The sequence below is a fragment of the Psychrobacillus sp. FSL H8-0484 genome (assembly GCF_038005325.1).
Taxonomy (GTDB): Bacteria; Bacillota; Bacilli; order Bacillales_A; family Planococcaceae; genus Psychrobacillus.
In genome coordinates this window covers 3,536,563-3,563,040 of sequence record NZ_JBBOSZ010000001.1, presented here as the reverse complement: position 1 = coordinate 3,563,040, position 26,478 = coordinate 3,536,563, and the positions used below count along the sequence as shown (strand labels likewise).

General features: G+C 36.6%; 21 protein-coding genes. 17 read left to right on the top strand and 4 right to left on the bottom strand.

Translation table 11 applies throughout. The annotated features are described in order from the left end of the window. Nucleotides 1–287: 287 nt before the first annotated feature. On the bottom strand, nucleotides 288–1,982 hold the full coding sequence (locus MHH81_RS17445; RefSeq protein ID WP_340923669.1) for a PucR family transcriptional regulator: 1,695 nt from the start codon (nucleotides 1,980–1,982) through the stop codon (nucleotides 288–290). Between the two features lie 303 nt (nucleotides 1,983–2,285). On the opposite strand from MHH81_RS17445, the gene MHH81_RS17440 reads away from it, so the two are divergent. The 8 genes from MHH81_RS17440 (at nucleotide 2,286) to MHH81_RS17405 (ending at nucleotide 12,690) form a co-directional block, all read left to right on the top strand. Then, nucleotides 2,286–3,170, top strand: a complete 885-nt coding sequence (locus tag MHH81_RS17440; protein ID WP_340923666.1) for a DUF2877 domain-containing protein — start codon at nucleotides 2,286–2,288, stop codon at nucleotides 3,168–3,170. Then, nucleotides 3,167–4,714 carry an acyl-CoA synthetase FdrA gene (gene fdrA, locus MHH81_RS17435; protein ID WP_340923664.1) on the top strand — a complete coding sequence of 516 codons (1,548 nt, stop codon included), beginning with the start codon at nucleotides 3,167–3,169 and terminating at the stop codon, nucleotides 4,712–4,714. Before MHH81_RS17440 ends, fdrA begins: the two co-directional genes overlap by 4 nt. A 2-nt stretch (nucleotides 4,715–4,716) precedes the next feature. After that, entirely contained in the window at nucleotides 4,717–6,144 is a 1,428-nt protein-coding gene (locus MHH81_RS17430) for a YlbE family protein (RefSeq protein WP_340923662.1), read from the top strand. Nucleotides 6,145–6,404: 260 nt separating this feature from the next. Further along, the gene (locus MHH81_RS17425) at nucleotides 6,405–7,568 is read left to right on the top strand and encodes an ankyrin repeat domain-containing protein (RefSeq protein WP_340923659.1); all 1,164 of its coding nucleotides are present in this window, start codon (nucleotides 6,405–6,407) and stop codon (nucleotides 7,566–7,568) included. Nucleotides 7,569–7,595: 27 nt separating this feature from the next. Beyond that, nucleotides 7,596–8,546 (top strand): carbamate kinase, encoded by a 951-nt coding sequence (arcC, locus tag MHH81_RS17420; RefSeq protein WP_340923657.1) that lies wholly within the window; start codon nucleotides 7,596–7,598, stop codon nucleotides 8,544–8,546. Nucleotides 8,547–8,869: 323 nt separating this feature from the next. Continuing rightward, on the top strand, nucleotides 8,870–10,318 hold the full coding sequence (locus tag MHH81_RS17415; RefSeq protein ID WP_340923654.1) for a cytosine permease: 1,449 nt from the start codon (nucleotides 8,870–8,872) through the stop codon (nucleotides 10,316–10,318). A gap of 29 nt (nucleotides 10,319–10,347) precedes the next feature. Further along, a complete protein-coding gene (locus MHH81_RS17410; protein ID WP_340923652.1) occupies nucleotides 10,348–10,803 on the top strand; it encodes a nucleoside deaminase in 456 nt (151 codons plus the stop codon). 354 nt (nucleotides 10,804–11,157) lie between these two features. Continuing rightward, the gene (locus MHH81_RS17405; protein ID WP_340923650.1) at nucleotides 11,158–12,690 is read left to right on the top strand and encodes a xanthine permease; all 1,533 of its coding nucleotides are present in this window, start codon (nucleotides 11,158–11,160) and stop codon (nucleotides 12,688–12,690) included. 270 nt (nucleotides 12,691–12,960) lie between these two features. On the opposite strand, the gene MHH81_RS17400 is transcribed toward MHH81_RS17405, so the two are convergent. Further along, nucleotides 12,961–13,836 (bottom strand): alpha/beta hydrolase, encoded by an 876-nt coding sequence (locus MHH81_RS17400; RefSeq protein ID WP_340923648.1) that lies wholly within the window; start codon nucleotides 13,834–13,836, stop codon nucleotides 12,961–12,963. A 233-nt stretch (nucleotides 13,837–14,069) separates the two neighbouring features. Between MHH81_RS17400 and MHH81_RS17395 the strand changes: the two genes are divergently transcribed. Further along, nucleotides 14,070–15,305 carry a M20 family metallo-hydrolase gene (locus MHH81_RS17395; protein ID WP_340923645.1) on the top strand — a complete coding sequence of 412 codons (1,236 nt, stop codon included), beginning with the start codon at nucleotides 14,070–14,072 and terminating at the stop codon, nucleotides 15,303–15,305. A gap of 88 nt (nucleotides 15,306–15,393) precedes the next feature. Here the strand turns inward: MHH81_RS17395 and MHH81_RS17390 are convergent, their stop codons facing one another. Next, on the bottom strand, nucleotides 15,394–15,597 hold the full coding sequence (locus tag MHH81_RS17390; protein WP_340923642.1) for a twin-arginine translocase TatA/TatE family subunit: 204 nt from the start codon (nucleotides 15,595–15,597) through the stop codon (nucleotides 15,394–15,396). A 189-nt stretch (nucleotides 15,598–15,786) separates the two neighbouring features. Further along, entirely contained in the window at nucleotides 15,787–15,948 is a 162-nt protein-coding gene (locus MHH81_RS17385; protein ID WP_340923639.1) for a twin-arginine translocation signal domain-containing protein, read from the bottom strand. A gap of 571 nt (nucleotides 15,949–16,519) precedes the next feature. Here MHH81_RS17385 and MHH81_RS17380 point away from each other — a divergent pair. The 8 genes from MHH81_RS17380 (at nucleotide 16,520) to MHH81_RS17345 (ending at nucleotide 26,301) form a co-directional block, all read left to right on the top strand. Continuing rightward, entirely contained in the window at nucleotides 16,520–17,104 is a 585-nt protein-coding gene (locus MHH81_RS17380; RefSeq protein WP_340923636.1) for a hypothetical protein, read from the top strand. Between the two features lie 113 nt (nucleotides 17,105–17,217). Further along, nucleotides 17,218–18,282: a M24 family metallopeptidase gene (locus MHH81_RS17375; RefSeq protein WP_340923633.1), complete on the top strand. Its 1,065-nt coding sequence runs from the start codon at nucleotides 17,218–17,220 to the stop codon at nucleotides 18,280–18,282. A gap of 182 nt (nucleotides 18,283–18,464) precedes the next feature. Then, nucleotides 18,465–20,027 carry a catalase gene (locus MHH81_RS17370; protein WP_340925317.1) on the top strand — a complete coding sequence of 521 codons (1,563 nt, stop codon included), beginning with the start codon at nucleotides 18,465–18,467 and terminating at the stop codon, nucleotides 20,025–20,027. A gap of 143 nt (nucleotides 20,028–20,170) precedes the next feature. Then, a complete protein-coding gene (locus MHH81_RS17365; RefSeq protein ID WP_340923630.1) occupies nucleotides 20,171–20,821 on the top strand; it encodes an HAD family hydrolase in 651 nt (216 codons plus the stop codon). Nucleotides 20,822–21,163: 342 nt separating this feature from the next. Further along, nucleotides 21,164–21,685, top strand: a complete 522-nt coding sequence (locus MHH81_RS17360; protein WP_340923627.1) for a hypothetical protein — start codon at nucleotides 21,164–21,166, stop codon at nucleotides 21,683–21,685. Between the two features lie 109 nt (nucleotides 21,686–21,794). Then, nucleotides 21,795–22,547 (top strand): exodeoxyribonuclease III, encoded by a 753-nt coding sequence (locus MHH81_RS17355; protein WP_340923624.1) that lies wholly within the window; start codon nucleotides 21,795–21,797, stop codon nucleotides 22,545–22,547. Between the two features lie 110 nt (nucleotides 22,548–22,657). Then, entirely contained in the window at nucleotides 22,658–23,938 is a 1,281-nt protein-coding gene (locus MHH81_RS17350; RefSeq protein WP_340923621.1) for an aminotransferase class I/II-fold pyridoxal phosphate-dependent enzyme, read from the top strand. Between the two features lie 161 nt (nucleotides 23,939–24,099). After that, the gene (locus tag MHH81_RS17345) at nucleotides 24,100–26,301 is read left to right on the top strand and encodes an outer membrane protein assembly factor BamB family protein (RefSeq protein ID WP_340923618.1); all 2,202 of its coding nucleotides are present in this window, start codon (nucleotides 24,100–24,102) and stop codon (nucleotides 26,299–26,301) included. The last annotated feature ends 177 nt before the right edge of the window (nucleotides 26,302–26,478 follow it).

Genomic DNA, 26,478 nt, shown 5'->3' with positions numbered 1-26,478 from the left:
GAGCTCCCGAAATTACATCTTCGGGAGCTTTTATTATAAGTAGGATAGAATTAATTCTATCATTATCCAGAATAGTACTACCATGTTGCCTAAAGTTGCAGGAGGGTGACGGAAAGATAAAGCCACAAGATTACCGAAAAAGGAGAGGAGGATCGCGACGCTAGTTACGATCCTCCTCTCCTAAAAATCGTGCGGTAATGGTGTAGCTAGAGTCTTACTCCAAAGCAATCCGGAAACGTCTGGGAACAGGTTTTGCTTTTAAGTGCGCGAATAGCGTTTTTCTTAGGTTACATATTCTTATTTAAAATTCTAAATATCTTTAAAGCAATTTGGATTCTAAGCAATTCTTCTGAGTTTTTTAAGTCCGTATTTAATATTTCCTTAATCTTTTCTATTCTATATATGAGTGTATTTCTGTGTAAGTACATTGCTTTAGAAGTTTCAGATACGTTTTGGTTATTGTTAAAGTAGTTTTCTAATGTTGAAATGTAACTTGTTGTATGCAATTTATCGTGTTCATATATTTTACCTAGACACTTCTGGAAAAAATCCTCCAACTCAGAGGAACTAATATTAGAGTCCAAAAGGTGATAAACAGAATAATCCTCAAAATGGGAGACTTCATTTTTTTCGTTCATATGTTGCATTAATCGGATCATTTCATTTGCTTCAGAAAAACTTTTATAAAGAGACTTTATTTCTTGGTATTGTTGACCAATACCTATTAAAAAAGTCTTCTTAATTCTTTTCCCAAGTTCGTCATGCAATTCAGTGGCGTATTGCTTTGCTTCACTAACAGAAATGGGTTGTCGTTCCTCATTTTGTCCGACTAGAACGATGATTCTATTGTTTCTATAAAAGCATGTAATTTCTCCGTTTGCTTTATAAGACTTTTCATAAACTATTTCCACACAACTTTGAGCAATATTATCCATTTTATATTTCCCGATAATCATGTCCTCAAATTTATCTACTTCCTTAACCTCAATATTAATAACCATACAATAGTACATATAGTTTGAATTTAGTCCATGTAAATCACATAACGTTTGTAATGTCTCTGAGGATGTAATTTTTCCAGAAAGTAAATCATCGTAGAAATCATGTCTGATTTTTAATTTAACTTCTTCAATCTCCTTCGCTTTAATCCTTTCAAGCGCGATGATGGTAGAAGCTTGTTGCAGAATAATATAGTCAAATTCAATTAGATTACGTACTGTTTGCCAAATGATGATATATCCATATAAGTCTTGAGAAACTGCGATTGGCAATACTCGACATATTATTTTCTTGCCATTTAAATTATAAATTCTTTTGATCGATTTCTTCATTTCATTTAGATTGTTAGGAATTGTATCAATGAATTCTTTTGTAAAGATGGGTTTATTTGATTTTAAGTCTAAGGATTCTTGTAACGAAAAATTGTTGTCTTCATGTTCTGAGTAATGCAAGAGTTTCCAATTTTTATCTACAATAAGAATTGGATTATTAATGGTTCCAGATAACATGGAGCTAATTCTTGATATTCCTCCGCCTTCAAGGGTGATGCTAAAGAATAAATTATGCATGTCCAACGTTTGTCTATTTAGCAAATCATATCTGCCAGATGCTTTTTCATTAATAATAGATATGACATTGGAAAGAGTATACCCAATAGGTAGTTCGAGAAGTGGTAAACCATATTTATTTGCTTCATCAATCATATTCTGAGGAAGCTTATCAAAGTATCGCTTCATTTTGATAACAAGTCCTGCACAGTTTATCTCCGAAAGCTCTTTTATGATTTTATTTTGAAGTTCCTCATTATCTTTAAAAATATATCCCGTCGATAGAAGTAATTCATTAGGTGAAAGCCAATCGAATGCATCTGGGTTCTCTAGAATATTGACAATAGATATGTGATTTTGAACTCCTTCCACCCCTGCAACAATCTTTAGACCATCTATTGCTTTGATCTCCAATAAGTCTTGAACTTTAAGCAATATTTCCACACTCCTAATACATAGATTGAATTATCTTGGTTGTATAACTTGCACAAATGGTTGTAGTCCTTTTTGGTTTCATTAAACGATGACCTTAAGGTGTATTTTACACTATATTGGGTATGTAAAGTTGGTTATATAAAAGTACTTGAAAATTAAGTTGTACGATGTAACCAATGAAAGCAATAATTTTCTTCTTGATTAATTAACCAAATTATCTACTTAATTTGGAGGTGTTCAATTAGCCAAGATGAAAAGCATTGGATTCAATTAGTGAAAATTTCCACTTAAGAGGTGAGTCTATTGGTAGTTGCGATATCTGGGGATGGTGAATTCATTCAACGTATTATTGAATCTGAGCTAAATGGATTTGTTCATAGTGTATTTAACCGAACAATTAATATTCAATGTGTTGATAATAATGAGCTGTACACCATTGCATGTAGAGAAATAGATAACGCTCCCAATACGCTAATTATTAACTTAGATAACTTTGAAGAAATGAATATAAGTATTGGGGACCAAGTAAATTCAGCTACTAATAGTATATCCATCGATCACAAAATGTCCATCCCAATTGATGGAGTAAGAAGTTGGAAAAGTACATGGTCAACTTATCCAACAAATACCGATGTTTTAAAGAAAAATTTAAAGCTAATGAAACAATACATCGATATTCATGGCCAAAGTGGCGGTATGAAAAACAAGTTGATAGGTGAAAGCCCTTTTGAACAGGAATTGTCCAAAATGATAAGTGAACGAACTAGCCTACTAATGACTGCTTTGTTCAACAAGCAGATACAACAAGCAGTTCGACATGCCATTTCTTTATTAGGGCTTGGCCCCGGATTGACACCATCTGGCGATGATTTTCTAGTTGGTTTATTCACCTCTTTTCATCTAGAAAACAGTCCTTTCTCTTCGTACAAATGGTTTTTGAAAGAAGTAGAAAAAGAAGCAAGAACCGCAACAAATGAAATTAGTTATATGGCAATAAAAACAGCAGCAAAAGGAAAAGTGCGTGAGTCAATCATTGCATTAGTTGATGCATTACTCGAAGAAAATGAAGAGCAATTGATACTCACATTAGTAAAAGTATTAAAAATTGGTTCTTCGTCTGGCACAGACATTGCTTTAGGAATTCTCGCTGGACTAGAAACGAATATAAAAATTGGAGGTACATCATGATTGTTCAAGTTGTAGTTAAAGCAAACACTTATATTGATTCGGTCTCTTTAATGTCACTGTCAACCAAAGCAAACCAAATTGAAGGCGTTGAGCAAGCAATTATTGCAATGGGTACAGAAATGAATAAAGAAGTAATAAGAAATGTTGGCCTAATGACACCAGAAGTAGAAGAAGCGAAAACAAGTGATTTGATGATCGTTGTAAAAGCGGAGAATTCGGAATTGTGTGAAAGCGCTTTCGGAAGTATTGAAGAATTATTCACAAAGAAAAATACTTCTACTAAAGGTACGAATGAAGTTAAATACTCCACTATTAAATCAGCAGCAGAAAATATTCCGGATGCTAATTTAGCTGTGATAGCTGTAAATGGTGCTTACGCAACTAGAGAAGCGAGAAAGGCTCTTGAAAACAATCTTCACGTAATGATGTTTAGTGATAACGTTTCGATTGAAGACGAAATTGAATTAAAGAAACTAGCACATGAAAAAGGCTTATTAATGATGGGCCCAGACTGTGGAACTGCAATTATCGGTAATGTTGCCCTATGTTTCGCAAATGCAGTTAGAAAAGGAAACATCGGTATTGTTGGCGCATCTGGAACTGGTAGCCAAGAAATAAGTGTTCGTATTCATGAATTTGGAGGCGGAATTACACAGCTTATCGGTACAGGTGGTCGTGATTTAAGTGAAGAAGTTGGCGGCATTATGATGCTTGATGGCATTAAAGCACTGGAAGAAGACGAAGCAACAAAGGTTATTGTCCTTATTTCAAAACCACCAGCACCAAGTGTGGAAGAGAAAGTATTGGCACAAATCAAACTTTGCACAAAACCGGTTGTCGTATGGTTCGTTGGCGGAGACGAAGAAAAAGTAACTAAAGCAGGCGGTCATTTTGCAAAAATGTCTAAAGAAGCTGCATTAAAAGCGGTATTACTAGCAGGTGCTGATGAAAGCAAGCTAAATAAACGCGCCTTAAACCTTCCACTTATTGATGAAGTTCGTGCAAAGTTAAAACCTGAACAAAAGTATATTCGTGGCTTATTCAGTGGTGGAACACTTTGTGATGAGGCTATGCATGTTGCAATGGAGAAATTTGATAATGTTTATAGCAACATTCAAAGAGAACCTGAATACCGCTTAAAAGATGTAAAGGTTAGTCAAGACCATACGTTTATCGATTTTGGAGATGATCAATTTACACAGGGTAAACCTCATCCAATGATCGATCCTTCGACTCGTATTGAACGATTCATTCAAGAAGCGAAAGATCCATCCGTAGGGGTTATTGTGATGGACTTTGTATTAGGATTTGGTGCACATGAAGATCCAGTTGGTGCAATGCTTCCAGCGATTATTGAAGCGAAACAATTGGCTGAAAGTGAAGGAAGACATTTAGAAATAATCGGTTATATTCTTGGTACAGAATTGGATAATCAAAATATAGAAGATCAAGTAAACAAATTATTAGCTGCAGGAGCAACACATGCTAGCAGTAGCCAAAACGCTGGTTTATTGGCAAGAGAATTTGTTGTGAAAGGAGAATAATCATGAGTAAAATAAACGAATTATTTATTGAAAAATTAAATGTAATTAACGTGGGAATTGAATCTTTTAAAGATGATATGTTAAAGCAAAATGCAGTAGTAACGCACTTAGAGTGGACACCACCAGGTAGAGGAAATCCAGAAATTATTGCTGCACTTGATAAATTAGAGAATCCTAATGTTGCGGAAAAAATTGAGGCAGCTAACAAGCTTGCAGTAGAGCGAATTGTTAATTCACAGCCTGTATTAATTGGTTTTGACCAAGCGATTAACGTTGTTCCTGGTATGACGAAAAAGACTATTCTACATGCAGGCCCTCCGATTACTTGGGACAAAATGAACGGCCCAATGAAAGGTGCAGTAACGGGAGCACTTGTATTTGAAGGTTTAGCTAAGGATATAGAAGAAGCAACTGAACTTGCAGCTTCAGGAGAAATTACTTTCTCTCCTTGTCATGAACACAACTGTGTAGGTTCAATGGCTGGTGTCACGTCTGCATCGATGTTTATGCACATTGTAGAAAACAAAACATACGGAAACATTGCGTATACGAATTTAAGTGAGCAACTATCTAAAATTCTTCGTATGGGTGCGAATGATGAAAGTGTTATCACTCGTCTAAATTGGATGCGAGATGTTTTAGGTCCAATGTTAAGAGATGCAATGAAGTTAAATCCAAATGGAATTGACTTACGCTTAATGCTTGCACAAGCACTTCATATGGGCGATGAGTGTCATAACCGAAATGTTGCAGGTACAACTTTACTTATTCAGGCTTTAACACCTTATCTTATTCAAACAGATTACACGACTGAGCAGAAAAAAGAAGTGTTTGATTTTGTAGCAAGCAGTGATTATTTCTCTGGTCCAACATGGATGGCTCTAAGTAAATGTGCGCTTGATGCTGCACATGGCATTGAGAACAGTACAATCGTGACAACGATGGCTCGTAATGGTGTAGAATTCGGAATTCGAGTAAGTGGAGTGTCTGGAAATACATGGTTTACTGGACCAGCTCAAAAAGTAATTGGACCAATGTTTGCTGGTTATAAACCAGAAGACTCAGGCCTTGATATTGGTGACAGTGCAATTACAGAGACTTATGGTATCGGTGGATTTGCAATGGCAACAGCTCCTGCAATCGTTGCGCTTGTTGGTGGAACAGTAGATGATGCGATTAACTTCTCAACTAAAATGAAGGAAATTACTACAACGGAGAATCCAAATGTGACGATCCCATTATTAGATTTCATGGGTATTCCAACTGGAATCGATGTTCAAAAAGTAATTCAAACTGGAATTATGCCAATTATTAATACTGCGATTGCACATAAAGATGCGGGAATTGGAATGATCGGTGCAGGTATTACTAATCCACCAGTAGAAGCATTTGAAAAAGCAATTCTAGCTTTAAGTGAAAATATCCAATAGTAGACAAGTCTAAATTCGAACGAAGGTATCGCCTTAGGCTGTTTTGCAAACGCTTGGCAGTCGAGGCGCACCAGTACGTTATAGGATCGCAATCTACGGACGCCGCAACGTACGGCACCGGTTGTCTGACTCACATCCTGTGAGCCCGCGAATAGAACTTAAATTCATAGCTTACAACGAAGTATAAGCAACGCTTTTCTGCGACGAGCTACGAAGAATGAAAGTGTTTGTCAACAGTCTGACTAAAGGAGAGATAAATTGTGGATAACCATTCCTTGGATATGGAACTATTGAAAGCGAGTGAATTAGGAGATCTTGTTACGATCGAAAAGCTATTACGCGATGGTGCAAGTGTTGACTTCAAAGATGAACTTGGACGTACTGCTCTAATGGTAGCTACTCAAAAAAATCAACAATCAGCTGCCAAGCTCTTAATTGAAGCTGGAAGTGACGTGAATACGAGAGATATTACACAACTTTCTCCATTTATTTGCTCCGCAGCAAATGGATTTTCTGAAATTTTGCGTCTAATGATTAACGGTGGTGCTGATTTACCTAGTGTGAATCGATTTGGAGGAACGGCTTTATTACCTTCGAGCGAAAAAGGGTATTTAAAAACCGTACAAATCTGTCTAGATGCAGGAGTTCCAGTGAACCATGTGAACAATCTAGGTTGGTCCGCGCTTCTGGAATCCGTTATTTTGGGGAACGGTGGCCGCTTATATTCGGATATCATTCAAACACTTGTTGGGGCAGGTGCAGATGTACATTTAGTGGATAGAGATGGCAAGTCCTCTCTTCAACATGCGATAGAGCTCAATCAACACAAAGTAGTTTCTATTCTGGAAAAGGAATGGAAAGAAAATAATGTGTACATCGAAAAAGCAAAGGCACTTGCTAAAATGGACAAATTCGAGGATGCAATCTCGGAAGTGGATAAAGCGTTAGAAGCAGACAATCAAAATGCGGATTTCCTTTATTACAAAGGTTATTTCCTACAAGAGTTAAAGCAGTATCAAGCAGCACTTGCACAATACAACAAAGCATTATCGATTAATCCGGATGATTTAGACTTCTATTTCTACACAGCTAATTGTTTGAGATTGTGGAAAAAACCGGAGGAAGCACTGGCAGAATACGATAAGGCGTGTGACCAGGAGCCGAATGAAACATTCTATCGTTACCATAAATCAAATTTCTTAAGAGAGCTTGGACGTCATGAAGAAGCAGTTATCGAAATGGATAAACTTTTAACACTTCAACCAAATAGATATGATTTCTCCTTCCATAAAGCAAACAGTTTAAGATCACTAGCTAAGCACGAAGAAGCTATTGAAGCTATTGAGAATGCTATTAAAAATGATCCAACAAATCCTTTATATCATGCGCACAAAGAACAATCGATTGAATTACTAGGTAAGTAAGGTAATTCATCACTAGGAGGAACACACGTGGGTGAAGTAACAATTGTTGCCATAGGAGGCAATGCGTTAGTAAAAGAAAATGGTCGAGATTCAATTCAAGATCAATTTGAAGCGGTACAAGAAACAGTTGGCCATATTGCTGATATGGTGGAAGCTGGATTTAAAGTAGTAGTGACACATGGTAATGGACCTCAAGTAGGATTCGGATTAAGAAGATCTGAAATTGCAAATGAAGTAGCGGGTATGCCAGCAATACCACTTGTTAACTGTGTAGCAGATACACAAGGTGGTATAGGGTACCAAATTCAACAAGCAATGACAAACGAATTTGCCAAAAGAGGACTTAACAAAAAAGTTGCAACCATTATTACGCAAGTCGAAGTAAGTTCAGAAGATCCAAATTTCAAAAATCCAACGAAACCAGTAGGATCATTCTTTACATTCGAACAATCCGAAAAAATGAAGGAAGAACATCCTGACTGGATTTTTATCGAAGATTCGGGTCGTGGATATAGAAGAGTTGTACCATCACCAAAGCCAATAAATATCGTAGAAAAAGATGCTATCAAACAATTAATTGATTCTGATTTTGTCGTTATTGCTGTAGGTGGCGGAGGAATTCCGGTTGTTAAATTAGACAACAACACGTACGAAGGAATCGATGCTGTAATTGATAAAGATTTTGCTACAAGTCTTTTAGCGGAGCAAATTGAAGCGGAGACATTAATTATTACAACTGGTGTTTCAAGAGTATGTATTAACTTTGGTAAACCGAACCAACAAGCATTAGAGAAAATTTCAATCGAAGAAACAAAACAGTTTATGGAAGAAAACCATTTCCCAGCTGGAAGTATGCTGCCAAAAATTGAAGCTAGCTTAAGTTTCCTAGAGAAAAAAGGGAAAAGAGTTATCATTACAAATCCAGAAAGTTTAAAAGAAGCTATTAACGAAAACGCAGGCACTCATATTATTAAATGATCGTTAGAAAGCGATAAGTTATTTTGGTGAATATTCCATTAAACTAAAAGGAGTACTTCACCTAATAACTAATCAAATGTTCAAATGGAATAGAAGAAAGTGTTGTTGTAGACAAATTTCTTACACTGTAAATAAAGATTGCATGAATCATTGTATAAAAAGCCTAACGATATCGTCTAATTTTGGTTCATTAATACAGTGTTTAATTAGCGAATTCTGTTAAATTTACAGTATAGGAAGTTGGTTAATAAGCTAGATGAAAACGCTATCAAATATGGATCCTAGTTTTAATTTAAACTAGGAAGACAAGGAGGCACTAACTTATGCAACAAGAAAAACTAGAACAAGCCTATGACAAATATCAATCCTATGGTTATGCAGAAGATTTATTACCTAAGAAACCTAATCAAAGAGATTGGGGTATGTCCAATTATGTAACTCTTTGGATGGGTGCTGTACATAATATAATGTCTTACATGACAGTGGCCGGATTCTTCCTGTTAGGACTTAATACCAAGCAGGTCCTATTAGCTGTTATGTTATCAGCAGTGATTGTTTCAACGTTTTATGTATTAAATGGTTACTCAGCATCTAAATACGGATTACCGTTTGCAATGTTGTTGAGGGATTCCTTTGGAGTGAAGGGATCTATTATTCCTGCATTATGTCGCGGTCTAATTGCGGGTATAGTATTTTTTGGAACAACAACCGTTGTAGGTGCAGAATCATTAAATGTTATTTTCGCAAGATTTTTCCCTAACTTTATGACTCTAGGTGGAGACTTTAACCTTCTAGGTTTAACTTTACCTACGATGATTTCCTATGCAATTCTGTGGATTGTTACAGTTCTTCTATTTTTAGGTGGTACGAGTTTCCTTGGTAAATTTGGTAACTGGTCTTCACCTGTAGTTTATGTTTTTATAATTGGTGCAGCAGTTTGGGCAATTAATATAGCAGGTGGATTTGGTCCTATTATGGATTACGTGCCACAAAATCCAAATGCAAGCATATTCGTTTTCATCGCGTGTGTAAGTGCATTAGTATCAAACTGGGCAGGTCCTGTTGTTAATATGTCCGATTTCACTCATCGTGCTAAAACACCAAAAGATATGATTATTGGATTACCACTAGGTTTCATCTTGTCGTATGTTCTATTTGCGATTACTTGTGTTGCTTTAATAGCAGGTACTGAAATTGCTTTCGGTGAGCCAATTTTTAATATCGTTCATGCACTTGATAAAATGGATAGCACATTTGCAGTTGTCGTATTAATTTTAGCTCTTAATGTAGGAGCAATTGCTTTCGTTGTATATGCTAATTTACTTCCATCAGGTTTACAAATGTCCGCACTTTTCCCAAAAGTATTTACTGTTAAATCAGCAGGTATTTTAACTGCGATCGTTGGAACTTTAATTTTACCATGGAAGCTTGTAGAAAGTGCTAATACGCTATTTTTCTTCTATAGCTTTATCGGATCAATCTTTGGTCCAATTGCCGGAATTATGCTTTCAAGTTTCTTCATACATCGTAAGAGAGTGTTAAATCTGGATAACATTTATGTACCAGAAGGAAGTAATGGAGAATATAAAAATGGATATAATCCAGTAGCAATGATTGTTTTAGGGATTAGCTTTATTCTTCCAATGTCAGGTGCTTTTCTTAAAGGTGTACCATTGTTAGTAAAAATGAATGATTTTGCGTTCTTCAGTGGTTTAATCGTTTCCTTTATCTTGTATACAATTTTCAGTAAAACATTGAAACAAAGTAAATAATTTTAAGTGAGAATTAGGAGGGTATTAAGATGGATTATATGAAAATGGCAGTAGACGCAACAATTGAAGGTATGGATAAAAAACATGGCGGTCCTTTTGGAGCAACAATCGTTCGCGACGGGGAAGTTATTGCAGCGGTTTCTAATACAATGATGAAAGATATAGATCCTTCTGCACATGCAGAAATGGTAGCAATCCGTGTAGCTTGTGAGAAATTAGAAACAATGGATTTATCAGATTGCGTTATTTATGCAACATGTGAGCCATGTCCAATGTGTATGGGAGCAATCATATGGTCAGGTGTGAAGGAAGTTCACTATTGCAGCACTAGAGATGATGCAGCTGAACACGGCTTTTCGGACATGCACCTACGCGATTATCTAGCAGGTAGAGATGATAGTGTAGTTAATATGATTAAAGTGGAAGACAGAGAAGACTGCGATTATTTATGGGAGCATTTTCATAAATTAAACGAAGAGAATTAAATTATTTCTCTATCTATACTAAAATATTTCATTGCAAAATCCGGCGCTATTTTTCTAGTGCTGGATTTTTCGCGTTTAGTTCTCTATGCAATATCCATATAAAATAAACCAACTTTTTTCAAAAAAATTATTGTATAACTTGACTAAAAGAAGAACCTATTTTTGGTCTTGGTAAACAGTGACTAGGGTGTACGAACTCTTTATAATTCTAATTGTAAGCGCTTACAGGTTAATTGTGGGAATTATAAGGAGCGGTAAAGATTATACTAATGATTTATTTGTATTTACGTTAATTTTTACCTCATAGCCATTCCCATAAATGATTAGAATCAATAAAAATAAGGGGGAGACAAGTTGGCTGAAACATTAAAGTACTGGAAGAAAGGTGACTGGGCTGCTTATTTTGGGTTGCTCGCTAACAATTTAACGAACCTATTAACAATGGTCTCATTATTACTATTTGTAGTTGGTTTTCCACCAGAAATTATTTATGGAAGGATTGTTCCAGGTTTTGGGCTTGGTATCTTTTTAGCAAGCTGTAGTTACTTTATTTTTGGACGTATGCTTATGAAAGAGACAGGAAGAACGGATGTAACGGCATTGCCGTCAGGTCCTAGTGCCCCTTCTATATTTACCGTTACTTTTCTCGTAATACTTCCTGTATTTAAGACAACGAACGATGCGGATTTTGCTTTTTCTATTGCTCTAGTTTGGTGTTTGTTTGAAGCATTCATTTTAATCGTAGGTGCATTTCTTGGGGACACTCTAAGAAGGATTATTCCAAGAACAGTTCTATTATCATGTTTATCTGGTCTTGGATTGTTATTACTAGCGATGAATCCAATGCTTCAATCATTTGAAACTCCTGTTGTAGCATTTGTCGTCCTTATTATTATTTTTCTTAATTGGTTTGGTAAATCACCCATATTCGCAAGAATTCCGACAGGATTTTTATTGTTAGCAGCTGGAACTATTTTAGCTTGGTCCTTCGGATTACAGAGCCCTGAGGCAATTACTGCTGCATTACAAACACTAGGATTTAATCCTCCTGAAGTGCATGTTAGCAGTCTGATTTCAGGAATTCCACATGCACTACCATACTTAGCATCTGCTGTACCATTAGGACTTGCAAATTATATTTTTGACTTAGAGAATATTGAAAGTGCACATGCTGCAGGGGATCCATATAAAACTCGCCGTGTCATGTTAGCGAATGGTATTTCTTCCAGCATTGGGGCTTTTGCAGGTAACCCATATCCAGTAACTGTTTATATTGGGCATGCTGGTTGGAAATCAATGGGTGCAGGTCTAGGATACACGCTAGCAACTGGTACATCCATGTTAATCATTTCACTCTTTGGAATTGGTGCCTTATTATTAGCAGTAATCCCTGTTGTCGCTATCGTACCAATTCTGGTATATGTAGGGGTTGTAACTGCCAATCAAGTAGTTCGAGAGACTCCAAAAATAGAAGTACCTGTTATATTTATTTGTTTATTCCCATGGATTGCAAACTGGGCATTATCGCTTGCTAATAATGTTTTAAGTGCAGCAGGGACAACGGGTCAAGCTGTTGGTGCGCAAGTTCTTGCGGCTAAAGGAGTATATTACAATGGGTTAGTTCACTTAGGTAGTGGTGCCCCAATAAGTAGTTTGATGTGGGGATGTTTAGCTATCTTTTCTATCAAAAATCAACCGATTCGTGCCGCTATTGCAGCTGTAATTGCGTCTACCCTTTCCTTGTTTGGAATTATTCATGCAAGTACGGTAGGATTTGCACAACCAGCATCCATGCAATTTGTTTATGCGTATCTGATGGTAGCGACTTTATTTATTATAAAGTATTTGATGGATCGCAATAAGCCACAAGAGAATGCTGCAGTGTAGTAGCTAATTAAAGGCTCTGTTAAACGACCATGTTGTTACCTGCTGAAAATCCGCTCGCGCTTTTCACGGACGAACCACCAAGCACCTCGGGGCAACTGGATTTGTTTCTATAAGCACGTTGCGGGCTCTTCGCAACCTGTTTTTCCGCAGGAGTCTCGAGGATTTTCGTCGCAAAATATATTCTTAAAAACAATAGTCTAATTTAACTGAGCCAATTTTAAAAAAACCTTTGTCCATCCTCAATATGTGGAAGGCAAAGGTTTTTACGTATTAATCAGCTAAGTGAACTTGCAGGAAATCTAAAACCTCTTGAAGCGCATTTTGAACGACTGGATGATGGAAATCCTTTTCAAATACATGTTCCCCATTTGGAATCGTAATTAACTTCGTTTGAACGCCTTCTTTTATTAATGCAGCTCTCATAAAAACAGATTGTAAATAAGGTACGTCTACGTCATTTGTTCCATGTAATAGTAATGTTGGTGGATAATCATTCGTAACGTTATGAATGGGACAATATTTTATAAGTGAATCCTTTTGAATGGATGGGTTAGTTCCTGTTATTTCTTGAATCCACTCACCGGTCTGTCTAGCATATAAATATAGAAGAAATCGTTCTTCTACAGATGCATTTGTTATAACATCGTCGGTAATGATACTATTTGCCACTTCTTTTGAGACTATATCTTTTTGGCAATAGTAACTATTTGGGCTAGTTGCCCATTCCGCACTAATATCTCCATAACCATAAAAAGAGACGATAGCACGTGGTTTATTTTTGAAAGTTCCTGTACTTAGAGCAAGAAAAGCCCCTGCCGAACTTCCTATTACGGCAATCTTTTTTGGATCAATAGAAAACTGGTTAGATCCTTCCGATTCTAACCATTGAAGGGCATCTTGAACATCCTCCAAAATAACTGGTAGTTTTGTTTCAGGGGCTAGTCTATAATCAATAGAAAACACTCCATATCCATTTTTGGTATATAATTGAATCATTTCTTCACTTAGTTCTTCTTTTGTTCCCCAAAGTAGGCCGCCTCCATGAATGTAAACAACAACTGGGGCACTAAGCTGGCTTGTACCATAATAATCAGCTTCTAATGTAAAACGTTCATCCTTTTTATAAATGATTGTTTCTCTCATCATTATTTTTCACTTCCAATCGCTAATATAACGAAATAAAGTATAGCACTAAAGGATATGTCCTTCATTGTATACCGTGCACAATAAATCATCACACATCTTGGTTTCCTTCCACAATGACAGTCTAGTTGAAACTGTATAAAATGAACATATATAGGCTAGTCGTTTCATTTTGAATTTTTCGCTCTTACGGAGTTTAAATAGATGTATGGAGTAATAGGACAGGGGGTACTTATATGGATAGTAAGAAAAGGTACGAGTTACTATTTAACAACATTAACCAATATAACTCCGGTGATAAAGGGATTACAAGAATTGCATACACAAACGAAGAGCAGACTTGTACGCATGCATTTATGCGTATGTGTATGGCAGAGCATTTAGATATTAGAATGGATCAATGTGGAAACGTTATTGCAAGAAGAAAAGGAAAAATGGATGAACTTCCACCTGTTGTAATGGGATCTCATCTTGATACCGTATACCAAGGTGGAAAATACGACGGTGTAGTTGGTGTCACTGCAGCGTTGGAAGTCATTAGACGTTTAAATGAAAAAGGTATTGAAACGGATCATCCCATTGAAATTATTTCATTTGCGTGTGAAGAATCTGCTCGTTTTGGTGTATCAACAGTAGGCAGTAAAGCAATGGCTGGCCAATTTGATCCGAGTAGATACAGAAACTTAAAGGACAAAGATGGAATTACAATGGAAAAAGCATTTGCACTATGTGCACTAGATATTAATAGCGTAGACCAAGCAAGTAGAGTGAACGAACAGTTTAAAGCATTTTTTGAATTGCATATTGAACAAGGTCCTGTATTGATCAATAACGATAAGAAAATTGGTATTGTTACAGGAATTGCAGCTCCCGTAAGGCTTCACGTAAAGATAATGGGGAAAGCATCTCATTCTGGCACAACGCCTATGAATATGAGAAAAGACGCCCTTCTTGGTGCATCAGAAATTTCGTTAGCCCTTGAAAAAGCGGCAAAGCGGGAAGAAGCATTTGGAACGGTTGCTACTATTGGAGTTTTAAATGTTCATAATGGTGCTATGAACGTTGTACCTGGAGACGTTGAAATTAAAATTGACATCCGATCAACTTCTCTACAATCACGACAACGAGTGCATGACCATTTAAACGAAACTATTACCTTAATTAAGCAAAACAGACAGTTGGATATAGAGAGTATAGAAATTAGTTCAGAAGAGCCAGTTCTTCTATCAGAAGAAATAAATGAAGTGCTAAAAAATATTTGTGCACAAAAAAATATCTCTAATCAAATTATGCAAAGTGGGGCAGGGCATGACGCAATGAATATGGCCAAGTTATGTCCTGTAGGTTTAATCTTTATCCCATCGATAGATGGACTTAGTCATCACCCAAATGAGTACACTCCGCTAGAGGATGTAATGTTGGGGATAGATATACTGGAAGAAGCAATTTTACAATATTCCATCCATAATTAGAAAAATGCCGAAGTAAGGGAAACATTCTAAAATTTTCAAATAAAAAAGAGCCAACTATTTTGTTATGACAGTTGGCTCTTTCTATATATTATTTCTTCTCAAGTTCTGTTTCTTTAACTTCTGATTTAACTTCCTCTTTTTCTTCATCATTTATAATATCTCGTGTAGAGGTTTTAAATTCTTTCAAGGTTTGTCCAACTGCTTTACCTAATTGAGGAAGCTTTGAAGGACCAAAGATAACTAAAGCAATTATTAATACGAGTATTAAACCCGGTATCCCTATATTTGGCATGGAATTTCCTCCATTTCTTTTTTGAATCATTACAAATATAACATACTTCGTAAGAAAACGAGAAGGACGAGCCTTGTACTTTCCAAATAAAAATGAGAGCAATTTTTTCCGAATATTAATGGATATCTATACCTGTACCTAATAATGCAAATCATTAAAATGAACCTAAATGATTACTCATCCAACAGTTTAATCCAATCTGTTGCGAATAGACTCTGTTTTTCCACCTACTAAACTACCAATTGCTCCCCCTAAAACTAGAACACCTACAGTTAATCCAGAGTTTTTGATAAAGGTACGTCTGAAAGAACGTTTATCTAAAATAGGACTTTTCTTTTCTTGTTCTGACACAAATAAAACCCCCTCAATTGAAATCAGTTTAATTTCATAAACTAGCAAGTTTTTTCTTAGTGGAAAATGGCATGCCAGTTATAAATAATAGAAAAAATAGCAGTACATACTAACAATTAAATTGAAGCAGGTGAGAAAAACGAGTCTTTTCTACACCTGCTTTTTGAATACTTTTTATTAAACTACTATTTTTTGTAGGCAATTGATTGTAGTGGAAGACGGCGACTCCAGCGGGAATAGTATGAGTTGAAGGCCCCGCAGGAGCGAAAAAAGGAACGAAGGCTAAGAACGCCACCTCGTGTGGCAACGCCTTCGTGACCAACATCGTGTTGGCCTGAGTAGACTGAAGCCATGCCCGCGGAAAGCGTCCGTCTGGAACGGAAATCATTACATTGGAAAAGGGACCATCTCTCAGTCACTATATGACTTTAGGGACAGCCCCTTTTTTAGTTCCCTACGTCTCTGGACCTACTTAATTTCCTTCTTTAGACCGTTTGGAAAAATTTGCATTTGAGAGATGATTAGAAAAGCAGATAAGGGGGCAAAATGCTTCTTATGAATGAGGTGGGGAATGGGAAAAACTATTTATATCGTGTTGAGTAATACAGGGACATTGTTTTCTAAAGCTATAGGTATGTATACAAGAAAAGACATGAATCATGCATCCATCGCTTTCGATGAAGAACTGAATGAGATGTATAGTTTTGGTAGGAAGAATAAACATAATCCTTTTAATGGGGGATTCATTAGGGAAGAACCTACAGGTGGACTTTTCAGAAGTGCAACATGTGCTATTTACAAATGCGAAGTAACATGTCAAGAATATAATCGAATGCGTAATAAGATTCGTCGTATGGAACAGTATAAAGAATTATTTAAATATAATTTAATCGGATTATTTGGGGTAGCTATGAATATTAAAATTGAGAGAGAGCATGCTTTTTTCTGTTCGCAATTTGTTGCAACGATGATGAATGAATGCCAATCCACTCAGTTACAAATCGCACCTTGCTTAGTGCAACCACATCATTTTGAACAACATTCTTCGTTAACCCTTTTATATAAAGGAAACTTACAAACATATGTATATGATAAAAGAGGAATTGAAGAGACAGTCCAAAAGAAAACTTGGAAACGTATTGCATTTCAAATGTAGCGAAGTGCTTTTTGTTACAGTAAATCACTATTAATTATCACTTGTTTATGTCATATTTATAATTGAGGTATTATATTGAATTTTGAGAAAAGTGATATTATGGGGGTTTGAAAATGGAAAAGCTAGTGGAAATAAGAAAAACGTTTGATGAATTAGGAATTGAGGGTGTCTTGGTAACAGATGGTATCAATCGAAGATACTTAACAGACTTTACTGGAAGTGCTGGAACTGTGCTTATTTCAAAGACGGAAGCGTTTTTATTAGTAGATTTTCGTTATACTAGTCAAGCAAATGCGCAGACAAAGGGTTTTACAGTAAAAGAAATAGATAGAGCCATTATTTATGAGGAAATAGCTAATCTTGCAGAAAGTTTAGGGATTAATAAGCTAGGATTCGAAAAACAACATGTATCCTATCATTACTATTCTCAGTTAAGTGAATATGTAAATGTAGATTTAATACCACTTTCTGGAGTGGTTGAAAAGTTGCGTATGATTAAAAGCGAATCTGAAATAGCCATTCTTAAAAAGGCCGCTGAAATTTCAGACGCTGCATTTTCGCATATTTTAACGGTTATTCGCCCTGGAATTACAGAGATTGAAATAGCAAATGAACTAGAATTTCATATGAGAAAATTAGGTGCTAGCTCTTCTTCCTTCGATATGATTGTTGCGTCGGGCATTCGCTCTTCATTACCACATGGTGTAGCAACCGAGAAGGTAGTGGAAAAAGGAGATATGATCACCCTTGATTTTGGTGCTTATTATAACGGTTATTGCTCCGATATGACGAGAACGATTGCTGTTGGAGAGCCAAATCCCAAGCTTAAAGAAATATACACTATCGTTCATGGAGCACTTGAAAATGCATTGAGTGGTATAAAGGCTGGAATGACAGGGAAAGAAGCAGATGCATTAACGCGTGATTTTATTTCTGAAAAAGGATATGGAGAGTATTATGGACATGGCATGGGTCATGGGATTGGTTTGTATATCCATGAAGATATTTTTATGAATCCCAAATGTGAACAGCTTATAGAAGAAGGAATGGTTTTAACGGTAGAACCGGGTATTTATGTTCCTAATCTTGGTGGGGTTCGAATTGAGGATGATATTCTCTTGAAGAAAGACGGAATAGAAATTATTACAAAATCCAATAAAGAATTAATTGTTCTATAACTGGCTCGTTTTATACTAAAAGCTTCTCTGACTTCCTAATAATCTAGGATGTTCAGAGAGGCTTTTATTAATTACTTGTTTATATAAATGGAAACTGGACAGAATATAGGTGGAAAGTAGAATCTATAAGATGTTTAGGAGGACAAAAAGTGACAAACGAGCAGTCTAACTTTGAAACAAATATGGAAGATGAGGATACATTAACGAATAGGCAAGGACATCCAATTACGAACAATCAAAACATAAGAACAGTAGGTAATCGTGGACCTGCAACACTTGAAAACTATGATTTTATCGAGAAGATTAGTCACTTTGACAGAGAACGTATTCCAGAACGGGTTGTGCATGCACGTGGTGCCGGGGCACATGGTTACTTCGAAGCGTATGGATCAGTTGGCGATGAAAAAGTCTCCAAATATACACGTGCAAAATTGTTTCAAGAAAAAGGGAAACAGACGCCAGTGTTCGTACGATTTTCATCTGTTATACACGGAGGTCACTCTCCAGAAACATTGCGGGATCCACGTGGATTTGCGGTGAAATTTTATACGGAGGATGGAAACTGGGATTTAGTAGGGAACAATTTAAAGATTTTCTTTATTCGTGATGCGATTAAATTCCCAGATATGATTCATGCTTTTAAACCAGATCCTGTTACAAATATTCAAGATTCCGAACGATTTTTTGATTTTTGTGCGAGTTCACCTGAATCGTTTCATATGGTTACATTCGTTTATTCGCCTTGGGGCATTCCAGCAAACTACCGAATGATGCAAGGCTCGGGAGTGAATACGTATAAATGGGTGAATCAAGAAGGAAAAGCGGTCTTAGTGAAATATCATTGGGAGCCTAAACAGGGCATTCGCAATTTAACCCAAATGGAAGCAGAAGAAATACAAGCGAAAAATTTCAATCATGCGACGCAAGATTTATATGATGCCATTGAAAAAGGCAATTTTCCTGAATGGGAGCTGCTCGTGCAAACCATGAGTGACGATGATCATCCTGAGCTGGATTTCGATCCATTAGATGATACGAAGCTATGGCCAGAAGATACGTTTCCGTGGAAGGCCGTAGGGAAAATGGTGTTAAACAGAAACCCAGAGGATTATTTTATGGAAGTGGAGCAAGTTGCCTTTGGGACTGGTGTACTCATAGATGGACTGGATTTCTCTGATGACAAAATGCTGCAGGGACGTACTTTCTCTTATTCCGATACACAGAGGCATCGTGTGGGAGCAAATTACTTACAGCTTCCAATCAATGCACCGAAAAAAAGAGTAGCGACCAATCAAAGTGGTGGTCAAATGGCATACAGATTGGATAGAGGTCCATTCCAAAATCCGCATATCAATTATGAACCTTCTATATTAGATGGATTACAAGAAGCGAAGCAGCATGGTACAGAATATACACCTATGATTAAAGGGCGTTTAGTCCGTGAATCCATTGAGAGAGACAACAATACAAAACAAGCTGGAGAGACTTATCGCAACTTCGAACAGTGGGAAAAAACTGAACTCATATCGAACCTTGTGAATGATTTATCCAAATGCGACAAACGAATTCAAGAAAAAATAATTGCTTTAGCAGAAGAAGCCGACGAAGACTATGGCCGACATTTAAGAGAAGGTCTGAAAAAAGCACCAAAGGGCGGTTCCAGTCAAGCTCCTCTAGGAAATAAAGACGGCGATCAAGCACCAAAAGAGGCAATTGATAAAAGCCACGAAGCAGATCCATACTAAAAACGAAGCCCCACTTTCCGATCTATCAGAAAGTGGGGCTTTAGTACAAGGTTTTTACTATCTGATTTCTGAAACAGCAGAAGTCTTATATTAGGAAGAAATACTGTATACTAAGTAAAAATCATTATGGAATGGGGTTCGAGATGAGTACCTATAAAGTAATTTTATTTGATTTAGACGGAACACTTTCAGATCCAAAAGTAGGCATCACGAAATCGGTTCAATATGCGTTAGGAAAAATGGGGATTATCGAGCCAGATATTGATAAACTTGATTGCTTTATAGGCCCACCATTACAAGTTTCTTTTGCGGAGTATTATGATTTGGATGACGTTAATTCGCATCAAGCAATCGAATTTTACCGTGAAAGATTTAAGGATCAAGGTATGTTTGAAAATGAAATCTATGCAGGTATCTCAACTTTATTGGAAATTTTAACGAATGAATCTATTAAGCTAGTAGTTGCTACTTCCAAGCCGACTGTCTTTGCAGAAGAAATATTAAAGTATTTTCAAATTGACCAGTATTTTGAACTTGTTGTGGGAAGTAACTTAGATGGCAGTCGATCGGCTAAAACAGAAATTATACAATATATATTAGATTCATATAAAGGCTATAAAAAAGAGGATTTTATCATGATTGGGGACCGTAAGCATGATATTATTGGAGCAAATAATACTGGTATTGCTTCTATAGGCGTTACTTATGGATATGGTTCAGAGGGCGAGCTCCAGGATGCTAACGCTACTTATATCGTGAGAAGTGTAAGTGAATTAAAGAGTTTTTTCGTTTAATGCCCCGTGAATCTCTAAATGATTTATTTTCTAAAGTGGAATAAATAGTATGTATTGACTCACAGGTGTACTGCTTTAAAATAAGTGGTATAGAGGGAGTGTTGAAGATGGGGTTACTTGGATTTGCAGCAATTTCACTAGTTATATTGTTTGGATTATTTGTACTGGCCATTGCGATCTTTGTTCTATTGAAAATGTCGAAAAAATAGGCTCTGTTAAATTAGGGTGTTATATTTTAGAAGAATATATTTTGTGACGAAAATCCGCAGGAATCTAGCGGATTTTCGTCGTTAACAACATGATCGGTAATAGATCAAAAAAATACAGAAAGGGGAATTCCAAATGAAGCACATTTGTATAATCGGTGGTTCAGGAATGTTGGCTGGGGTCACAAAGTGGTATGCAGACAATGATTATATTGTTTCGGTAGTCGCACGAAACGAAGAAAAAATGAACAGAATGAAAAATGCTTGTTCGAATCCCGAGAATATTAGAGGAATCTACGTTGATTATCGAGATTCTACCAAATTGGAAGAATCACTACAGCAAAATATAAATAGATATGGTCCATTTTCAGAGGCGGTTGTTTGGGTACACTCGGATGGGTTAAATGCACTGATAACTGTATTTGAATTATTAGAGGAAAAGACTGCAGTTTGGCATATAATTGGTAGTAAAGGTAATGCTCAAAACCTCCAAAAACAATATTACTCAACGAAAGATATCCAGTATAATCTGATACAGTTAGGATTTTTAAGAGTTAATAATAGTCAAAGGTGGTTAACTAACAAGGAAATCGCTGATGGGGTTATTTACTCTATTCGTTCGGGGGATAGCTATAATTTAATTGGTGAGATCTCTTAAACATGTTTTTTGCTTACTTGTTCTTGAACCAGTATAATTAATGAGATTTTACATAGAAACGTTAGCCTGGTCCTTGGATCGGGTTTTTATTTTGGGGGAGTGAATACAGATGAAGTTAGTTTCATGGAATGTGAACGGCTTGCGTGCATGTGTGCAAAAGGGATTTTTAGATTATTTTAATGAAGTGAATGCCGATATTTTTTGTGTGCAGGAGACGAAGCTACAAAAAGGTCAAATCGACTTGCAGTTAGATGGGTATGACCAGTATTGGAATTATGCTTTGAAAAAAGGTTACTCTGGGACAGCTGTGTTTACAAAAGTGAAACCACTTACGGTTAAATATGGAGTAGGAGAATTAGAAACAGAAGATGAAGGTAGAATACTTACATTGGAGTTCGAGGACTTTTACTTAGTTAATGTATATACACCAAATGCGAAACGTGATTTAACAAGACTTCCTTACCGACTTGAATGGGAAGATGAGATGCGTGCTTATTTAACAAATCTAGATGGAGTTAAGCCAGTCATCATGTGTGGCGATCTAAATGTAGCGCACGAAGATATTGACTTGAAAAATGCTAAGTCTAATAGAGGAAACTCTGGTTTTACATTAGAGGAATGTGGGAAAATGACTGATTTACTTGCAGAAGGATTTGTGGATACTTTCCGGTATTTTTATCCAGATCAAGAAGATGCCTATTCATGGTGGTCGTATATGAGTAAAGTAAGAGAGCGTAATATTGGATGGAGAATTGATTATTTTATTGCGTCCCAAAAAATGACGCCTATTTTGAAGGATGCATCAATTGATGCGCATGTAATGGGTAGTGATCATTGTCCCGTTATTTTAGAACTGAATTGAAAATTAGTGGTTAGCTCGTGAAATATTCAATATATAACGAGAAAAGGTATTATACTTTAGTGAAATAGAGTACAATATTTTTAAATCAAATATTCTGGAGGTACCAATAGATGAATACTTTAGCTTTGCAGTTAAATGAAAAAATGAAAAATGAAAACCCAGCAATCTTCGATATGTTATCCGATTTAGGACAAAATTTATATTATCCTAAAGGTATTTTAAGTCAAAGTGCAGAAGCAGGAAAAAAAGCACACCGCTTTAACGCAACAATCGGAATCGCAACAGAAAATGGAGAACCTATGCATTTCCGTCATATACAAGATAAATTAGGGTATGCTCCAAAAGATATTTACCCATATGCAGCCCCACAAGGAAAAGAATTATTACGATCAATATGGAAAGAAAAATTATTAGTTGATAACCCTTCTATGCAAAATAAATCAATTGGATTGCCAATTGTAACTAGCGCATTAACACATGGTTTAAGTATTGCAGCAGATTTATTTATGAATCCTGGAGACGTACTTATCACGCCAGAACAATATTGGGGTAACTACAATACAGTATTTCAAATTAGAAGAGGCGGTCGTGTAGAAACCTTTCCTTTGTTCAATGAAAACGGTGGTTTCCATGTAGATGCATTCCGCGAATCGCTTACAAAACAAAAAGAAAAAGCGATTGTCTTATTAAACTTCCCGAACAATCCAACTGGCTTTACCCCTTCTATTAATGAAGCAGAAGCAATTGTTCAAGTTTTAAAAGATGTTGCAGCTTCTGGAACTAAACTAGTTGTGTTATTAGATGATGCGTATTTCGGTTTGTTCTATGAAGATTCCATAAAGGAATCATTATTTGGTTTACTAGCAGAGAGTCATCCGAATATTTTACCTGTAAAAATCGACGGAGCAACGAAAGAAAATTACGTATGGGGACTACGCGTTGGGTTTATCACTTATGCAGCAACTCCAGATGTTTTAGATGCACTAGAACAAAAAACAAAAGGGATTATTCGAGGAACTATTTCGAGTGGATCTCATATTTCTCAAACGATTCTTCTAGAGTCATTACAATCAGAGGAGTTTTTAAAAGAAAAAGAAGAGAAATTCCAAATTATGCAAGGCCGTGCAGTGAAAACGAAACAAGTACTTGAAAACGAAAAGTTTGCTCCTTATTGGACTTACTATCCATTTAACTCAGGTTACTTCATGTGCTTGAAACTAAATCATGTAGATGCAGAAACACTTCGTTTACATCTGTTGGATGAATACGGAGTTGGCGTTATTGCAAGCAATAAAACGGATATCCGTGTAGCATTTTCATGTGTGGAAGAAAGTGATATTGAAGAACTGTTCGAAATAATTTATAAAGCGTGCGAAGACTTAACAAGATAATTGTAAAATAGTGAAACTATCTAAGAGAAAAGCTCTCTTAGGTAGTTTTTTTGTGAACACATTTCCTTCTTAGAATTATTCTCTTTTGAAAAGCATATTTTAATAGAGGTATAATCTCTCATTATATTTTGCCAACTGGTTAAATAAAGAAGGAGGAATAAATGATGCGAAGACACGAATCATCCTTTTGGCCAAAGATCATTATTGGCTCTTGTATTGCTTTCCTTGTATTAATCGGGCTTATTTTTATTGGAATCACTGGCGATGACGAAGAAGAAGTAAATCCTTATGCAGTATTGAAAGTAAAGGATGAAGAAAAACCGGTGGAAGTAAAGTTAGAAGGAAAGGAAACACAGAGTCCAGCAACTCCAAATGAGAAGGTGGAGTATGCGTCAACAGAGTGGGCATTCCATGGAGGAGATTATTACAACAGACGTTACTCCATGCTAAATCAAATTACAGGTGAAAATATTGGAGATTTAAAGCCGACGTGGGTGACGAGTCTAGGGTCAGGCGCGGAAGATAAATATTCTGGGGAAGCTACGCCACTTGTTGTAGATGGCATGATGTTTATTACAACCGGAGCAAACGACATTTTTGCACTTGATGCAAAAACAGGGGAACAAATATGGGCATATACCCCTGATATTCCACAAGAGATGGATACAGTATGTTGTGGATGGACAACTCGAGGAGTTGCAGTTGGGGATGGAAAAGTATATGCAGGATTATTAGATGCTCGTTTAATCGCACTTGATCAAAAAACAGGTGAATTATTATGGGAAACAAAAGTAGCAGAATGGGAAGAAGGATATACAGTGACAAGTGCCCCACTTTACTATAACGGTAAAGTTTATACCGGTGTATCTGGAGGGGAATATGGTATTCGTGGTCGCGTAATGGCTTTTGACTCTGACTTAGGTTTTGAGGTTTGGCGTTTCTATACAATACCTGGCCCAGGTGATATTAATGGCGATACTTGGCCTTCCGATAACGATGCATGGTTAACTGGAGGGGGACCAGTTTGGAATACTCCAGCAGTAGATCCAGAGCTTGGTTATATCTATTTTGCAACAGGAAATACAGCTCCTGACTTAGACGGTAGTAATCGTGAAGGAGATAATCTATATGCAAACTCTGTAGTGGCAGTAAATGCAGAGAACGGAGAATATGTGTGGCATTTTCAAGAAGTGCACCATGACATTTGGGATATGGATCCTACCAACCCCGTTATTTTATATGATGTAGAAATGGACGGAAAGATGCTTAAAGGTCTTGGGCAAGCGGGTAAAACTGGTTGGGTTTATTTATTAGACCGTACGGATGGAACACCGTTAGTAGGAATTGAAGAAAAACCAGTGCCGCAAGATGAACGACAAAAAACAGCTGCAACTCAACCGTTCCCAGTTGGGGATTCCTTTGTTCCTCAAACTATAACGGAAGAAGATATTGCAAATGATTTAGGACCTGAATTTACAGGAGAAGTTGGAAGTATCTTTACTCCGTTTTGGGATGTGCCAATCACACTTAAACCTGGACCATTTGGGGGGGCAAACTGGGCACCTTCCGCATACAATCCTGATACCGAGTATTTTTATGTATTAGGTAATGATCACTACATGTCATTTGAAAGAAGTGAATTAAGTGAGTTTAAAGAAGGAGACGCGTATTTTGGTAGCGTTTTTGGCCCAGTTTTAAATTCGCCAACAAGAGGGACAGTTACTGCAATAGATGTAAAAACAAATAAAATAGCATGGCAACAAAAATGGGATGCTCTAGCTTATAGTGGTGTGTTAACAACTGCTGGGAATCTTGTATTTGTAGGTCATAATGATGGTCGTCTCATTGCATTCGATGCAAAAACAGGTGATCAAGTGTGGGAATATATGATGGATGCAGGTGCAAATGCACCATCCATAACATATGAAATAGATGGAGAACAATATATTTCGATTTATGCGGCAGGAAATGCCCTTGCAGGTAGTAAGCATGGAGATAAGGTATATACATTTAAATTAGGCGGAACTTTACCAGAGGGGCAAGTAATCGACGGTTCAGCTAAAAGCAAAGTTAATGAGCCTACTGAAGAGAAATCAACAGAAGGCGAAACAGTAAGTAGTGCGGCTGCTGGTCTTGAAATATTTAACAACAGCTGTATCGCTTGTCATGGCGATCAAGGTGCAAATGGACACAATGGACCAAACCTGCAAAACAGTAAAATTGCCGAAAGTAAAGAAGATGTATTAGAACGCATTACAAATGGAAAATCTACCATGCCATCGTTTAAAGATACTTTAACTCCTGAAGAGATGGAAGCCGTTGCGGACTATGTAGTAACCGTAATTGCTCCGCAAGGTAAATAAAATAGTACAATAGTAAAACTGTCCAAGAGCAAGAGGTCCTGGACAGTTTTTTTGTTATAAAAATCTCTACTTGAGGATAAATGTTTACAAGTGTTTTTACGTCTAGATTCTTGCACAAACCTAGTATCAGAAAAGCTTTGTAGCGATGCTGATTAAAAACTATAAGTAAATTTCTAT